Annotated in this window: 17 protein-coding genes; 11 read left to right on the top strand and 6 right to left on the bottom strand. The window is 59.1% G+C overall.

Features of this window, described 5'->3' with window-relative positions; genetic code table 11:
* The 3 genes from AC1RDQ_RS25025 (at position 1) to AC1RDQ_RS25015 (ending at position 2405) form a co-directional block, all read left to right on the top strand.
* Complete coding sequence (locus tag AC1RDQ_RS25025; protein WP_090457081.1) at positions 1-606, top strand: arylesterase; 606 nt, start codon at positions 1-3, stop codon at positions 604-606.
* Positions 607-662: 56 nt separating this feature from the next.
* Positions 663-956, top strand: a complete 294-nt coding sequence (locus AC1RDQ_RS25020; RefSeq protein WP_003226812.1) for a hypothetical protein — start codon at positions 663-665, stop codon at positions 954-956.
* A gap of 474 nt (positions 957-1430) precedes the next feature.
* Positions 1431-2405: a L,D-transpeptidase family protein gene (locus AC1RDQ_RS25015; protein ID WP_154860249.1), complete on the top strand. Its 975-nt coding sequence runs from the start codon at positions 1431-1433 to the stop codon at positions 2403-2405.
* A gap of 123 nt (positions 2406-2528) precedes the next feature.
* Here the strand turns inward: AC1RDQ_RS25015 and oprI are convergent, their stop codons facing one another.
* Positions 2529-2780, bottom strand: coding sequence for an outer membrane lipoprotei OprI (gene oprI / locus AC1RDQ_RS25010; RefSeq protein WP_003199355.1), 252 nt, complete (start codon positions 2778-2780; stop codon positions 2529-2531).
* A gap of 640 nt (positions 2781-3420) precedes the next feature.
* On the opposite strand from oprI, the gene AC1RDQ_RS25005 reads away from it, so the two are divergent.
* Entirely contained in the window at positions 3421-3708 is a 288-nt protein-coding gene (locus AC1RDQ_RS25005) for a GNAT family N-acetyltransferase (protein ID WP_007973562.1), read from the top strand.
* 86 nt (positions 3709-3794) lie between these two features.
* Here AC1RDQ_RS25005 and AC1RDQ_RS25000 read toward each other — a convergent pair whose 3' ends face one another.
* Both AC1RDQ_RS25000 and AC1RDQ_RS24995 read right to left on the bottom strand, forming a co-directional pair.
* Positions 3795-4871 carry a 3-deoxy-7-phosphoheptulonate synthase gene (locus AC1RDQ_RS25000; protein WP_007973561.1) on the bottom strand — a complete coding sequence of 359 codons (1077 nt, stop codon included), beginning with the start codon at positions 4869-4871 and terminating at the stop codon, positions 3795-3797.
* Positions 4872-5058: 187 nt separating this feature from the next.
* Positions 5059-5502 carry a PilZ domain-containing protein gene (locus AC1RDQ_RS24995; RefSeq protein ID WP_079246728.1) on the bottom strand — a complete coding sequence of 148 codons (444 nt, stop codon included), beginning with the start codon at positions 5500-5502 and terminating at the stop codon, positions 5059-5061.
* On the opposite strand from AC1RDQ_RS24995, the gene AC1RDQ_RS24990 reads away from it, so the two are divergent.
* The 5 genes from AC1RDQ_RS24990 (at position 5501) to cysB (ending at position 9455) form a co-directional block, all read left to right on the top strand.
* Positions 5501-5887 (top strand): thioredoxin family protein, encoded by a 387-nt coding sequence (locus tag AC1RDQ_RS24990; RefSeq protein WP_057713808.1) that lies wholly within the window; start codon positions 5501-5503, stop codon positions 5885-5887. The genes AC1RDQ_RS24995 and AC1RDQ_RS24990 overlap by 2 nt on opposite strands.
* Positions 5884-6837: a putative 2-dehydropantoate 2-reductase gene (locus AC1RDQ_RS24985; RefSeq protein ID WP_218494455.1), complete on the top strand. Its 954-nt coding sequence runs from the start codon at positions 5884-5886 to the stop codon at positions 6835-6837. The genes AC1RDQ_RS24990 and AC1RDQ_RS24985 overlap by 4 nt, the downstream gene beginning before the upstream one ends.
* A 25-nt stretch (positions 6838-6862) precedes the next feature.
* Entirely contained in the window at positions 6863-7768 is a 906-nt protein-coding gene (locus tag AC1RDQ_RS24980) for a 5'-nucleotidase (protein WP_046043378.1), read from the top strand.
* A 95-nt stretch (positions 7769-7863) separates the two neighbouring features.
* Complete coding sequence (locus tag AC1RDQ_RS24975) at positions 7864-8367, top strand: universal stress protein (RefSeq protein ID WP_056727114.1); 504 nt, start codon at positions 7864-7866, stop codon at positions 8365-8367.
* Positions 8368-8480: 113 nt separating this feature from the next.
* Entirely contained in the window at positions 8481-9455 is a 975-nt protein-coding gene (gene cysB / locus AC1RDQ_RS24970; RefSeq protein WP_015094029.1) for an HTH-type transcriptional regulator CysB, read from the top strand.
* A 16-nt stretch (positions 9456-9471) separates the two neighbouring features.
* On the opposite strand, the gene AC1RDQ_RS24965 is transcribed toward cysB, so the two are convergent.
* Together AC1RDQ_RS24965 and AC1RDQ_RS24960 are read right to left on the bottom strand one after the other, a co-directional pair.
* Positions 9472-9954: a GreA/GreB family elongation factor gene (locus AC1RDQ_RS24965; protein WP_492588383.1), complete on the bottom strand. Its 483-nt coding sequence runs from the start codon at positions 9952-9954 to the stop codon at positions 9472-9474.
* A 2-nt stretch (positions 9955-9956) separates the two neighbouring features.
* Positions 9957-10367, bottom strand: a complete 411-nt coding sequence (locus AC1RDQ_RS24960; protein ID WP_057713813.1) for a hypothetical protein — start codon at positions 10365-10367, stop codon at positions 9957-9959.
* A gap of 124 nt (positions 10368-10491) precedes the next feature.
* On the opposite strand from AC1RDQ_RS24960, the gene earP reads away from it, so the two are divergent.
* Both earP and AC1RDQ_RS24950 read left to right on the top strand, forming a co-directional pair.
* On the top strand, positions 10492-11634 hold the full coding sequence (gene earP, locus AC1RDQ_RS24955; RefSeq protein WP_057713814.1) for an elongation factor P maturation arginine rhamnosyltransferase EarP: 1143 nt from the start codon (positions 10492-10494) through the stop codon (positions 11632-11634).
* A gap of 48 nt (positions 11635-11682) precedes the next feature.
* A complete protein-coding gene (locus AC1RDQ_RS24950) occupies positions 11683-12252 on the top strand; it encodes an elongation factor P (RefSeq protein ID WP_007943632.1) in 570 nt (189 codons plus the stop codon).
* A 179-nt stretch (positions 12253-12431) separates the two neighbouring features.
* Here AC1RDQ_RS24950 and AC1RDQ_RS24945 read toward each other — a convergent pair whose 3' ends face one another.
* Complete coding sequence (locus tag AC1RDQ_RS24945; protein ID WP_492588382.1) at positions 12432-13448, bottom strand: alpha/beta hydrolase; 1017 nt, start codon at positions 13446-13448, stop codon at positions 12432-12434.
* Between the last annotated feature and the right edge of the window lies 1 nt (position 13449).

The raw sequence follows: 13449 nt of genomic DNA, 5'->3' as shown, positions 1-13449 counted from the left end.
ATGCGTGTCTGGTTTTTGAGTGCTGGCCTGGCCTTGATGTGCATGGCCCAAAACGCAGCGGCGGGTACAGTCCTGATCGTTGGCGATAGTATCAGCGCCGGTTTCGGGCTGGATACCCGGCTGGGGTGGGTGTCGCTGCTTGAGCAACGGCTCAGGCACGAAGGTTTCGACGACAAAGTGATCAATGCGTCCATCAGTGGCGACACCAGTGCCGGAGGCCAGGCGCGCCTGCCCGCGCTGCTTGCAGAGCATAAACCGGAACTGGTGATCCTCGAGCTGGGCGGCAATGATGGTCTGCGCGGGATGCTGCCAACTCAATTGCAACAAAATCTTGCTTCGATGATCGACAGCTCCCGGGCCAGCGGTGCCAAGGTGTTGCTGCTCGGCATGCAATTGCCACCCAATTATGGTGCGCGTTACACCAAGGCGTTCGCCGAGGTCTACAGCAACCTGGCCGATGAGAAAAAGATCCCGCTGGTGCCGTTTTTCCTCGATGGCGTAGGCGGCCATCCGGACTTGATGCAGGCTGACGGCATACATCCGGCGGCCGGGGCCCAGGACAAGTTGCTGGAAAATGTCTGGCCTACTCTAAAACCGCTGTTATGACACTTTTCTAGAAGCAGGCTTTCGGCTAAGGTGGCGCCCCCGATTTGGAGCCCCCGATGCCGCGTCCCGCCTGGTCACTATTTGCCTATCAACTGATCGAGCCTGACGAACAGCTGGATCTGTTCGCCTGCCAGGAAGTGCGAGTGCATCTGGTGACCCGTCAACTGGAGTTGGGCGGTTCGGCGGACCGGACCCTGTGCGGCAGTCTGTTGCCGGCGCAACCGCGCTGGTCGAGTGTTGATCGCCGGGTGTTTCAGGACCAGCGGCTGTGTTCGTTGTGCCGGGCCATTCTTGAGTCGCAGAAGCGGGGGACGTCGCCGATCTGGCCGGAATTGCGGTTTGAGCTTTGATCCGTCATTGCGCGTTAGCCTTTTGCCGACTGTGCGTGTATCCGTTTCTACGGTAACGGCGGCATTGCCCTCTGGTCAGTTGCGCTCGGCCTGTTGAGTGGTGAAGAGCACGGGTGTGCGCCGACCTGCCGTTGCTCTGCTCTTCTGTAGGAGCGAGCTTGCTCGCGATGGACGTCAACGATAACGCGTGCTGCCTGAATGCCCGCGTTGTCCTGGCGTTTTTCGCGAGCAAGCTCGCTCCTACAGGGAAACGCGTTCAGTTGTGATCGGCCCGGCCAGCAGGCCGCCTCACCCTCAAAAAACCACACCGCCTGCCCTACAGCCTTCGCGAGCAGGCCCGCTCCCACACGGGATCGAAGATAATCGCAAAATCGGCCCGCACTGCCTGTAATCGGGCGATCTCCCCGAAATAACGGACTGCAGTGTACAATCGCGTTCTTATACTCTCAGTTGATCATGCATAGGATTTTCCGGATGTTGTCGCGCTTTCCTGCCGTCACCCGCTGCCTGACTCTTGCCGCCCTCTTTGTGGCCGGTCCAGTCGCAGCATTGGAGCTTCCCCTGCCACCGCCCGGTGAGGACATCATCGGCCAGGTGCAGGTGATCAAGGCCAAGTACGAAGATACCTTCGCCGACCTTGGTACCGCCTACGATCTGGGCTACACGGAAATGGTCGCGGCCAACCCGGGTGTCGATGCCTGGTTGCCTGGCGCCGGTACGGAAATCATTCTGCCGACTCGCTTCATCCTGCCACCAGGTCCGCGTGAAGGCATCGTGATCAACCTGGCCGAGTACCGCCTCTATTACTACCCGAAAGGCAAGAACGTGGTGTACACGTTCCCGCTGGGTATCGGTCGTGAAGGCTGGGGCTCGCCGATTGCCCACACCAGCATCACCGCCAAGACACCGAACCCTACCTGGACGCCTCCGGCTTCGATCAAGGCCGAGCACGCAGCAGACGGTGATCCGCTGCCCAACGTCGTGCCGGCCGGCCCTGACAACCCGCTGGGGCCGTTCAAGTTCACCCTGGGCACACCGGGCTACCTGATCCACGGTTCGAACAAGAAGTTCGGTATCGGCATGCGCACCAGCCACGGTTGCTTCCGCATGTTCAACAACAACGTGCTGGAAATGGCGGGCATGGTGCCGGTCGGAACGTCGGTGCGGATCATCAACGACCCGTACAAGTTTGGTCTCAGTGGCGGCAAGGTCTATCTGGAGGCGCATACGCCGCTGGACGACAAGGGCAACCCGTCGGTGGTCGACAAGCACACCGCAGTCATCAATGCGATGCTCAAGCGTGAAGACATCACCAACAACCTGCGTATGAACTGGGATGTGGTGCGTGATGTGGTCGCCGCTGAAGACGGCCTGCCGGTTGAGATCGCTGTGCCGGGCAACGGCGTTGCACCGATGGTATCGAGCATGCCGATCGACCCGCTGCAGTAACGCTGGCAAAGAGCCCGTCGGCGCGGACAGCGTCGACGGGTTTTTTATTGCCTGGAGAAACGCCAGGCAATAAAAAAGCCGACCCAAAAAATGGGTCGGCTTGATAACAATCCCGAAGGATTATTACTTGCGGCTAGCTTTGTCCAGCATGCGCAGAGCACGCTCGTTAGCTTCGTCAGCAGTCTGTTGTGCTTTTTGAGCAGCAGCCAGAGCTTCATCAGCTTTACGGTAAGCTTCGTCTGCACGAGCCTGGGAGCGAGCAGCTGCGTCTTCAGTAGCGGTCAGACGTGCTTCGGTTTCTTTCGATGCGCTGCTGCAACCGGTAGCCAGAACTGCGGCCAGAGCCAGAGCAGAGAATTTCAGAACGTTGTTCATCGTGTTCCCCTTCAAGGACTTTCTATTAAGTAGCTATCTCCTCCGATTGAGGAAAGAGCCGGCGTACATACTACCCATTACTTGTAGTAAGTAAAACTGACGTGACGCAAGAAGCAAAAAAAATTGTAGGCGTTGATTCTTTTTCGAGCAACTTTTAACTGAACTGTTTAAAAAATATCCAGCTGCAAGGCCCGTGGCTGAGCGAACTGGAGAGAAAAAGTTCCTTCGGCACACCGCTCTTTTTCCCGCCTGGCTAAAGTCCGCCTACATGGATTCGTCTACACTTTTGTTCGGCTTTTGCGTAGCGCCTCCCAATATCTTTCTCGATGTTCAGGTGACTTTAACAGCGGGCGCTCGTCTTAAGTCTCAACATCCGGCAATGTTCAGGCTATCGACCCGGAGTGATCTTCGGTCGAGCGCAATCCTGCGTGATCCGGAGCAGCACCCGCCAACCCGCACGATGACGAGCGCACCTTGAGCATTTCTGCCAATGGTGCCTACTATTTGTACGTGCTCGGTAGCGCGAGATCGGTGCAGCTCTTCTCGGTGCCCACTCAGGCACGGGGTGGCGTAGATGTTCCTTCGCCGGAAAAACATCGGTAAGGTAGGGGTCGGAATTCCAGACCCGCGAGGAGTAGTGATGAGCGAGGCGTTGTCCATCCACCATGACCAGGCTGGTCATCAGTTCGAGACCAATGTGGACGGTCATCGTGCCTATCTGACCTATATGGATCTGGGGAAACAGACCCTGGATATCTATCGCACCTTCGTGCCCAACGCATTGCGTGGTCGCGGTATTGCGGCAGCCTTGACCGAGAAGGCGCTGGAGTACGCTGACGAAATGGGCTACACCGTCATTCCATCGTGCTCCTACGTCGAGCGCTACATGGAGCGTCACCAGCGGCATGCGGCCAAGCTGAGTCAGTGACCTTCAACAAAACGAACACATAAAAAAACGCCGGGTCCAGCCCGGCGTTTTTTTTGTGTGTGCTTTTTGCGCCGCCAAACAGGCGATCAGCTGCGATCGCGTTTAGGCAGCACATCCTTGAGCTTGGCATGCATGCTGCGCAAGGTGTTTTCGGTCGCGGTCCAGTCGATGCAGGCGTCGGTGATCGACACGCCGTATTGCAGGTCGGCGAGGTCTTTCGGGATCGCCTGGGCGCCCCAGTTCAAGTGGCTTTCAACCATCAGGCCGATGATCGACTTGTTGCCTTCGAGGATCTGGTTGGCGACGTTCTCCATCACCAGCGGTTGCAGGGCCGGATCCTTGTTGGAGTTGGCGTGGCTGCAATCGACCATGATGTTCGGCTTGATCTTCGCCTTGTTCAGCGCCTGCTCGCAGAGCGCAACGCTGACCGAATCGTAGTTCGGTTTGCCGTTGCCGCCGCGCAGCACCACGTGACCGTAGGCATTGCCCTTGGTGGTCACGATCGACACGCCACCTTCCTGGTTGATACCCAGGAAGCGGTGCGGGCTGGAAACCGATTGCAGGGCGTTGATCGCCACGGTCAGGCCGCCATCTGTGCCGTTCTTGAAGCCGACGGCCGAGGACAGCCCGGAGGCCATTTCACGGTGAGTCTGGGATTCGGTGGTGCGTGCGCCGATGGCCGACCAGCTGATCAGGTCCTGCAAGTATTGCGGGGAGATCGGGTCGAGGGCTTCGGTGGCGGTCGGCAGGCCTTTTTCGGCCAGGTCCAGCAGCAACTGGCGACCGATGTGCAAGCCGTCCTGGATCTTGAACGAGTCGTCCAGATACGGGTCGTTGATCAAGCCTTTCCAGCCGACGGTGGTACGTGGCTTCTCGAAGTACACGCGCATGACCAGATACAGGGTATCGGACACTTCGGCGGCGAGAACTTTCAGGCGCTCGGCATATTCGTGGGCGGCCTTGATGTCGTGGATCGAGCAAGGCCCGATGACGACGAACAGGCGATGGTCGGTGCCATCCAGAATGTTGCGAATGACTTCGCGGCCCTTGGTGACGGTGCGCAGTGCGGCGTCGCTCAGGGGAATATCGCGCTTGAGCTGATCGGGAGTGATCAGTGTCTCGTTGGAGGCGACGTTTAGGTCGTTGATCGGTAAATCAGCCATCGTTTACTCGTCAGGTCACGGGTGCCGGCCGCCAGCGAACCCGCGCGGCGGAGCACAGCAAATTAAGCGCGTCGGGGAGCTGAACCTTAGCGCGTTACACCGTGGCTCGACAATGGGCAGACGCCGGTTTGGTGGGGTTTCGCAGTCAGTTTCCCTGCCGCGAGGGGCAAACCGATCAAGAATGCCTCTATTCCAGCACCGGTTGCGCAAAAGCCTTGCGCACCGAATCGTGAGAGAACTCGTCGGCATGCTCCTGGACCCATTCGAGGGCCAGGGCCTGGATGTCCTGCAAGTCTTCGTGGGCCTCATGCAGGCGGCAGTAGCGTTCGATCTGGCACACCTGTTCGCCCATCCGGGCGCTGAACAGCGTTTGTTCATCGACGAAAGCGATGCCTACCAGATAACCGCGCTTGCGTCGCAGGCACCAGGCGACATAGCCCAGGTAGCGCATGTCCGGGTTCACGGTCGGCATGCGTACCTCCAGCGCCGTGCCGTGACGCCACGCACGGTGATAATTGCAAGCCATGCCCCCGAGACTGATAGTGTGCAGCTGTCGTCGCGAAAGACACTCAGGTTTCAGCAACGTTAATTCGACGGGCACATCGTCAGGGTGAGGAATGAATCGTCCCATGAACACAGACTCCATGTGTCGGCCATCTGACATTGTTCCTCCCAGTATAGTGGTCGAATTGGAACTGACCGATTTTGACGCCGACCAACGGCTGCTGGCGATGAGCGGTGTATCGCTGGTCATTTTCACCAGTGTCGGCTGCGCCAGTTGCCGTTTTGCCCGCGAGCAATTGCCGACACTCGACCTGGCAGTCGATCGGCTGTGCTGGATCGATGCCGGCAACAACGGCGGGGTGGTCGAGCGTTATCAGGTTTTTCACTTGCCGGCGCTGTTTGTCGTTCGCGACGGTGAATTCTTTGGAGCACTGAAATCGCGCCTGACCGGCACCGAGCTCAATCGGGCCGTGCACCAGGCGCTGAGTCGAACAGCAGAGGAGTTGCCATGATGGGGACAGTTGCCAAGCCGACGATCGGCATTATCGGGACCGGCGCAATCGGCGGTTTCTACGGGGTGATGCTGGCACGTGCCGGTTTTGATGTGCATTTTCTGCTGCGCAGCGAGTTCTCCGCGGTGGCCGAGCATGGCTTGCGAGTCGATAGCGCGCCCCACGGTGTACTGACGTTGAACCCGGTGCAGGCCTATTCGGACGCGCAAGACATGCCACCTTGCGATTGGCTGCTGGTGGGCGCGAAAACCACCAGCAACGCCGACCTGGCACCTGCCATCCTGCAGGCGGCGGCACCGAACGCCAAGGTACTGCTGTTGCAAAACGGCCTGGACGTCGAAGACAGCCTGCGCGCGTTGCTCCCCGATTCGTTGCATGTGCTTGGAGGGCTCTGCTACATCTGCGTCCATCGCGAGGCGCCGGGTGTCATTACCCATCAGGCGCTGGGCGCGGTCCATGTGGGTTATCACAGCGGTCCCGCCGATGGGCCGGCACGCAGCGCAATTGTCGAGGAGGGCGTCGGGCTGTTTCGCAGCGCCGGCCTCGATTCCCAGGCCATGGCGAATCTGCATCAGGCGCGTTGGCAAAAACTGGTCTGGAATATCCCTTACAACGGTCTCTCGGTTTTGCTGGGGGCGAGCACCACACCGTTGATGGCCGATGCCGACAGCCGCGAGCTGATCAAGGCGCTGATGGCTGAAGTGGTCCAAGGCGCTGTTGCCTGCGGGCACGACGTACCGGCAGGCTATGCCGAGCATTTGTTCATGGTGACCGAAAAGATGCCCGACTACTGGCCGAGCATGTACCACGATTATTTGCACAAGCGACCGCTGGAACTGGCCGCGATCTACGCCCGGCCTTTGGCGGCGGCGAAGGCTGCCGGGTGTGAGATGCCACGCATCGAGGCCTTGTATCGCAGTTTGAGTTTCATTGATCGACGCAATACCTGATTCGACCGACCTGAGGGGGAAGGGCATGCCAAAGGCAATTGACGACAAGCTGGTGCTGGCGATTTCTTCGCGGGCGCTGTTCGACCTGAGCGAAAGCCACAAGGTCTACCTGTCGAGTGGTGTCGAGGCCTACCGGCAATATCAGATCGAACACGAAGACGAAATCCTCGAGCCCGGCGATGCCTTCCCGCTGGTGCAGAAACTCCTGAACCTCAACAACAGCCTCGGCCGCGCCCGGGTCGAGGTGATTCTGGTGTCGCGCAACAGCGCCGACACCGGGCTGCGGGTGTTCAACTCGATTGACCACTACGGACTGGCCATTTCCCGTGCGGCCTTTGTCGGCGGGCGCAGTCCGTATCCCTACCTCAAGGCCTTTGGCTGCGACCTGTTTCTCTCGACCCACGCTGAAGACGTGCGCAATGCACTGGACGCCGGGTTCGCGGCAGCGACCATTCTGTCGGGCGGTGCCAGCCGTGCGGCCAGCGACGAGTTACGCATTGCCTTCGATGGAGACGCGGTACTGTTTTCCGATGAGTCGGAACGCATTTATCAGGCCGGTGGTCTGGAGGCGTTCCAGGCCAGCGAGCGTGAGGCCGCCCGCGAACCGTTGCGCGGTGGGCCGTTCAAAGGGTTTCTCGCGGCCCTCAACCTGTTGCAGCGTGAGTTCCCGGAGGACACCTGTCCGATCCGTACCGCGCTGGTCACGGCGCGATCGGCGCCGGCCCATGAGCGGGTCATTCGCACATTGCGCGAATGGGACATCCGTCTCGACGAGTCGCTGTTCCTCGGCGGCCTGACCAAGTCGGCCTTTCTCGAAGCCTTCGCGGCCGACGTGTTTTTCGACGATCAGGCCGGTCACTGCGAGTTGGCCAGAGAAGTCGTCGCCACCGGTCATGTGCCCCATGGCATAAGCAACGAGCAAAAGGTTTAAGCCCACCGTTCAATGCGTTGCGCGGGACGTCGTAGTCGCCAAGGCACTGCTAAGCTGAATCAAATCTCCGCCATGTTGGCAGTCGAGGAGGTCATATGATTCGTTCGATGCTGTATGCCACTGACCTTGGTCTGTACGCGCCCGTGGTGATGCAGCATGCCCTGGAACTGGCCAGGACCTTCAATGCCAGTTTGTATGTCGTGCATGCGGTTGAACCCATGGGGTTGTTTGCCGAATCGGTGCTGCAAAGTTATCTCGATGAACAGGCGCTGAACGAGTTTCACAGCCAGGGCCTCAATACGGTGATTGCCAGTATCGAGCAGCGGGTGCTCGACAGTTTTCGTGAGGAGTTGGGGGATGAAGGGGAGCACGACCTGGAGCGGATTCAGGCAGTACGGGTGCTGCAGGGCGATCCGTCGCAGGTGATTCTGGACCAGGCGCAGAAACTCTCCGTGGATTTGTTGATCGTAGGTAGTCACAGCCATGGTGCTGGTGCGGAAACGCCTCTGGGGCGAACCGCCGCCCGAGTGTTGCAACTGTCCAAGGTGCCGGTCTATCTGGTGCCGCTGGTGCAACGTCGTCGTCAAGGGGATCGCTAGAACACGAATAATGGCAATTTGATAAAAAAGTTCTAGATTTATTCTTCGAGCCATTAATATAGTTATATACCGTCGCTGATGCCCGTGGCGTCTACCTGCTTTGAGGGATTCATATGAAGCTTCAACAATTGCGCTACATCTGGGAAGTGGCGCACCACGACCTCAACGTTTCCGCTACAGCCCAAAGCCTTTACACCTCTCAACCGGGCATCAGCAAGCAGATCCGTCTGCTGGAAGACGAACTGGGCGTCGAGGTTTTTGCCCGTAGCGGCAAGCACCTGACCCGTGTCACCCCGGCCGGCGAGCGCATCATCACCACCGCTGGCGAGATTCTGCGCAAGGTTGAAAGCATCAAGCAGATCGCCCAGGAGTTCTCCAACGAGAAGAAAGGCACCCTGTCGATTGCCACCACTCATACCCAGGCGCGTTATGCGTTGCCGCCGGTAATCAGCAATTTCATCAAGCAATACCCGGACGTGGCCCTGCACATGCATCAGGGATCGCCGATGCAAATCGCCGAAATGGCCGCTGACGGCACCGTGGATTTCGCCATTGCCACCGAAGCGCTCGAGCTGTTCGGTGATCTGGTGATGATGCCGTGCTACCGCTGGAACCGTTGCGTGGTCGTGCCTCAGGGCCACCCGCTGACCAAACTGTCGAAACTGACCCTCGAAGCACTGGCCGAATACCCGATCGTGACGTACGTGTTCGGTTTTACCGGCCGTTCGAAACTCGACGAAGCCTTCAGCCATCGCGGCCTGACGCCGAAAGTGGTGTTCACCGCCGCCGACGCCGACGTGATCAAGACCTATGTTCGCCTGGGTCTGGGCGTAGGCATCGTGGCCAAAATGGCTGTCGACACCAAGCTCGATAGCGACCTGGTGGTACTCGATGCCAGCGAACTGTTCGAGTCCAGCGTAACCAAGATCGGCTTCCGTCGCGGCACCTTCCTGCGGGGTTTCATGTGCGACTTCATCGAGAAGTTTGCGCCGCACCTGACCCGCGAAGTCATGGCCAAGGCCATTCAGTGCCACAACAAGCAGGAACTGGAAGAGCTGTTCGAAGGCGTCGAACTACCCGTTCACTGATAGCGTTTCCTGCCGGTCAAACCACCTCGGTGACAGCGAACTGTTGCCGAGCGCCCGCCACCATGATCTCCACCTCATCGCCCTCGAACTTGCCCAGCAGGCTTTTGCCCAGCGGTGAGCGCGGGGTGATGACGGTAATCAGTTGCCCCACCAGATCGACCTTCAACCCTGCTGCATCGGGGGCCAGAAACAGCCATTGTTCGCGCCCCTTTTCGTCCTCCAGCCCCAGCAGCGCGCCCACTTCGATGCCCCACTGATCGTCATACGGACGCAGGGCGAGGTTCTGGCAGAGGCTCAGTGACTGGCGAATTTCCTCGACCCGCCTGGCTTGCCCGGCCGCGAGATAGGACGCTTCCAGCCCCAGGGTGTCGTACTTGTTCTCGGCGATGTTTTCTTCGTGGGTCGCCGTTTCGTAGGCGGTTTGCGCGGCCCGCTCGGCGATGTCGAGATCGATCCGCAGCCTGTCGAGAATCAGTTGGTGGACGGTTTGCTTATTCATGATCAATCGCAGAATTGCAGGACGTTGGCGCGGCTTTTTTCGCTGGGTGCAGTCCGGTCCTGTTGCAGCCAGAACTGACAGTTCGGGTTGGCCAGGTTGCGACTGCTGCTGCGTGCCTGATCAAGCCGTTGCTGCTGTTCGTTCTTGCGCAGGTTTTCTTCATATTGCTCGAACAGCGGGCTCTGTGGCGGAATGTTCGGCAGCGGTTGAGCCGCTGCGGGTGGTTGGGCCAGCTGCTCAACCGCCGCCGCGACCGGGGCGAGTTGCTCGCTGAAAAGCAGGCGTGACGCGAGCCAGCAGGTCAACACAATGGCAATGAACCCGAGCCACATGCCGAGGGCGATACTGCCGGTCAGTTGCAGGGCGCTGAGGCTGATCGGGAAGGATCGGCGCGGAGTGGGGCGGTGGGGCATGGTTGCTTCCTGGCGAAAGGTCACTGGCGAGTGGCGATTGTCGCATGAAGAATAATCGCCGTCGGCTCTTCTGCACGGGGTAATTTATGCGGACAATCGGCGCCTTTGCCAACGGGAGCCTGGAATGCCTGAAATGAAAACCCGCTGGGATATTTTTTGCACCGTGGTCGACAACTTCGGCGACATCGGCGTGACCTGGCGACTGGCCCGGCAACTGGTGGCCGAACATGGGCTGGCGGTGCGTCTATGGGTCGATGACCTGCGAGCGTTCGAGCGCCTGTGCCCGGAAATCGACATCCATGCTCCCAGGCAGTTGCAGCAAGGCGTCGAAGTGCGCCAATGGCCAGCCGAGTGGCAACCGACCGAAGCCGCCGATGTGGTGATCGCTGCATTTGCCTGCCAATTGCCGAGCGCCTATATGGAGGCCATGGCCGAACGGGAGAAGACGCCGCTGTGGATGAACCTGGATTACCTGAGCGCCGAGGACTGGGTCATCGGCTGCCACGGTTTGCCCTCGGTGAAGTACAAAAACGTGCAGAAGTTCTTCTTCTTCCCAGGATTCCAGAAGGGCACCGGCGGACTGCTGCGTGAGCGAGGGTTGCTGGAACGGCGTCGGCAATTTCAGCAAAACCCGCAGGCTCAAAGAAAATTCCTGCAAGGCTTGGGAATTGATCCTGCGCCCGGCGCGCAGCTGATCTCATTGTTTGCCTACGAAAACACCGGTCTGGCCAGTTGGCTTGATGCAATGGCCGGCGATTCTACTGCCACTCATCTGCTGGTGCCGGAAGGGCGGATTCTCGGCGACGTCGAGCGTTGGCTCGGTGTACAGGGTTTGGCGGCCGGTGCCGTGCATGTGCGTGATGCCTTGACCGTGCAAGTGCTGCCATTCGTCCGCCAGGACCAGTACGACCGGTTGCTGTGGTGCTGCGATTTCAATGCCGTGCGCGGCGAAGATTCCTTTGTGCGCGCGCAATGGGCTGGCCGGCCATTTCTCTGGCATATCTACCGGCAGGAAGAAGACATCCACCTGGACAAGCTCGAAGCCTTCCTCGAACTCTATGTGAAGGGGTTATCTGCGCCTGCGCGGGAGGCGATCAGCGGTCTCTGGCGGGCGTGGAACGCCGGTGAAAAAATGGCCGACCACTGGCAATTCACTCGTAAACACTGGCCAGAGCTGGAAAAACACGCCGAGGCGTGGTGTCTGGAGCAGGCCTTGCAGGCCGATCTTGCCACGGCGCTGGTACAGTTTTATGGAAATTGGATATGATACGCGGCCTAGATTTTTGTAAATCCCATCCAAATTCGGATATTCGCAATGAAAACTGGTAAAGAACTGAAACCCGGGACCGTGATTCGTCTCGAAAACGATCCTTGGCTGGTTCAGAAAGCTGAATTCACCAAGTCTGGTCGTAACAGCGCGATCATGAAGACCAAGCTGAAAAACCTGCTGACCGGTTACAAGACCGAGATCGTTTACAGCGCCGACGACAAACTGGACGACGTAATCCTCGACCGCAAAGAAGCGACCCTGTCCTTCATCAGCGGCGACACCTACACGTTCATGGACACCACCGACTACACCATGTACGAGCTGAACGCTGAAGACATCGAAGCCGTTCTGCCTTTCGTTGAAGAAGGCATGACCGATGTTTGCGAAGCGATCTTCTTCGAAGAGCGTCTGGTTTCCGTAGAGCTGCCGACCACTATCGTGCGTCAGGTTGACTACACCGAAGGTTCCGCTCGCGGCGACACTTCCGGCAAGGTGATGAAGCCTGCCAAACTGAAGAACGGTACCGAGCTGTCGGTTGCTGACTTCATCGAAATCGGCGACATGATCGAGATCGATACCCGCGAAGGCGGTTCCTACAAAGGCCGTGCCAAATAAGCACAGCTTCAGGAATGAAAAAGCCCGACCATTGAGTCGGGCTTTTTTTTGCCTGAAACACTCCACCCTCTGTAGGAGCGAGCTTGCTCGCGATGGTCGTTAACGATAACGCGGGCTATCTAAATGACCGCGTTGTCTGGCCGTCCATCGCGAGCAAGCTCGCTCCTACAGAGGCAGTGTTATTTCTTCAGGTGTTGCTTGAGTTCTTCAGACGCCTGCAACATCGCCGAACGCACCGCTGGCACCTGGCTCACCACGTTGAGCAAACCGTAGTCGTGGATCAGGCCGTTGTAGCGAACCGAGGTCACCGGCACACCGGCCTCGTCCAGCTTGCGGGCGTAGGCTTCGCCTTCGTCGCGCAATACGTCGGCCCCGGCGGTCTGCACCAGCGCTGGAGGCAATCCTTTCAACTGGGCGGTGGTTGCGCGCTGTGGCGAGGCGTAGATCTCGTTCCGTTGCTTGGCGTCGGTGGTGTAGTTGTCCCAGAACCACTTCATCATGTTTTTGGTGAGGAAGTGCCCTTCGGCAAACTGGTTGTAGGACGCGGTTTCGAAGTTGGCATCAGTCACCGGCCACAACAGCACCTGGAACCTGATCGCCGGTGTGCCCTTGTCCTTGGCCATCAGCGCAACCACAGCCGCCATGTTGCCGCCGACACTGTTGCCGGCTACCGCCAGGCGCTGGCCATCGACGTTGATCTCTTTGCCGTGCTCGGCCACCCATCGGGTTGCGGCGTAAGCCTGGTTGATCGCCACCGGGTAATGCGCTTCCGGCGACGGCGTGTAGTTCACGAATACGGCCGCGGCACCCGAACCCGTCACCAGGTCACGCACCAGCCGCTCGTGGGTCGGGAAGTCCCCCAGCACCCAGCCACCGCCGTGGAAGAACATGAACACCGGCAGCTCGCCCTTGACCCCGGCCGGCCGGACGATGGTCAGGCTGATCGGTTGGCCGTCGACTTGAATGGTCTTCTGGCTGACATCGGCTTTTGGCAGCGTCAGCTTCACCCCGGCCTGCGCGCCCACCAGCACGGCGCGGGCCTCGGCGGGCGTCATTTGCTCCATCGGCTTGCCGGTTCCAGCGTTGAGAACGTCGAGGAACGCCTGGGTGTTGTGTTCAACCCCGGTACCTGCGAACGCGTTGCTGATGGACAAGGTGAGAAGGGTACCGGTCAAGACTTTGCTGAAAGTGTTCATG

The organism is Pseudomonas sp. GW823-FHT02E01, assembly GCF_058797535.1.
Note: the sequence above shows the minus strand (reverse complement) of the source record. Positions and strands in the feature narration are given on the sequence as shown.

What these genes read in the sequence shown, in the direction of transcription:
- AC1RDQ_RS25025 (WP_090457081.1), top strand. Translation starts at nt 1, where the DNA reads ATGCGTGTCTGGTTTTTGAGTGCTGGCCTGGCCTTGATGTGCATGGCC.
- AC1RDQ_RS25020 (WP_003226812.1), top strand. Translation starts at nt 663, where the DNA reads ATGCCGCGTCCCGCCTGGTCACTATTTGCCTATCAACTGATCGAGCCT.
- AC1RDQ_RS25015 (WP_154860249.1), top strand. Translation starts at nt 1,431, where the DNA reads ATGTTGTCGCGCTTTCCTGCCGTCACCCGCTGCCTGACTCTTGCCGCC.
- oprI (WP_003199355.1), bottom strand. Translation starts at nt 2,780, where the DNA reads ATGAACAACGTTCTGAAATTCTCTGCTCTGGCTCTGGCCGCAGTTCTG.
- AC1RDQ_RS25005 (WP_007973562.1), top strand. Translation starts at nt 3,421, where the DNA reads ATGAGCGAGGCGTTGTCCATCCACCATGACCAGGCTGGTCATCAGTTC.
- AC1RDQ_RS25000 (WP_007973561.1), bottom strand. Translation starts at nt 4,871, where the DNA reads ATGGCTGATTTACCGATCAACGACCTAAACGTCGCCTCCAACGAGACA.
- AC1RDQ_RS24990 (WP_057713808.1), top strand. Translation starts at nt 5,501, where the DNA reads ATGAACACAGACTCCATGTGTCGGCCATCTGACATTGTTCCTCCCAGT.
- AC1RDQ_RS24995 (WP_079246728.1), bottom strand. Translation starts at nt 5,502, where the DNA reads ATGGGACGATTCATTCCTCACCCTGACGATGTGCCCGTCGAATTAACG.
- AC1RDQ_RS24985 (WP_218494455.1), top strand. Translation starts at nt 5,884, where the DNA reads ATGATGGGGACAGTTGCCAAGCCGACGATCGGCATTATCGGGACCGGC.
- AC1RDQ_RS24980 (WP_046043378.1), top strand. Translation starts at nt 6,863, where the DNA reads ATGCCAAAGGCAATTGACGACAAGCTGGTGCTGGCGATTTCTTCGCGG.
- AC1RDQ_RS24975 (WP_056727114.1), top strand. Translation starts at nt 7,864, where the DNA reads ATGATTCGTTCGATGCTGTATGCCACTGACCTTGGTCTGTACGCGCCC.
- cysB (WP_015094029.1), top strand. Translation starts at nt 8,481, where the DNA reads ATGAAGCTTCAACAATTGCGCTACATCTGGGAAGTGGCGCACCACGAC.
- AC1RDQ_RS24965 (WP_492588383.1), bottom strand. Translation starts at nt 9,954, where the DNA reads ATGAATAAGCAAACCGTCCACCAACTGATTCTCGACAGGCTGCGGATC.
- AC1RDQ_RS24960 (WP_057713813.1), bottom strand. Translation starts at nt 10,367, where the DNA reads ATGCCCCACCGCCCCACTCCGCGCCGATCCTTCCCGATCAGCCTCAGC.
- earP (WP_057713814.1), top strand. Translation starts at nt 10,492, where the DNA reads ATGCCTGAAATGAAAACCCGCTGGGATATTTTTTGCACCGTGGTCGAC.
- AC1RDQ_RS24950 (WP_007943632.1), top strand. Translation starts at nt 11,683, where the DNA reads ATGAAAACTGGTAAAGAACTGAAACCCGGGACCGTGATTCGTCTCGAA.
- AC1RDQ_RS24945 (WP_492588382.1), bottom strand. Translation starts at nt 13,448, where the DNA reads ATGAACACTTTCAGCAAAGTCTTGACCGGTACCCTTCTCACCTTGTCC.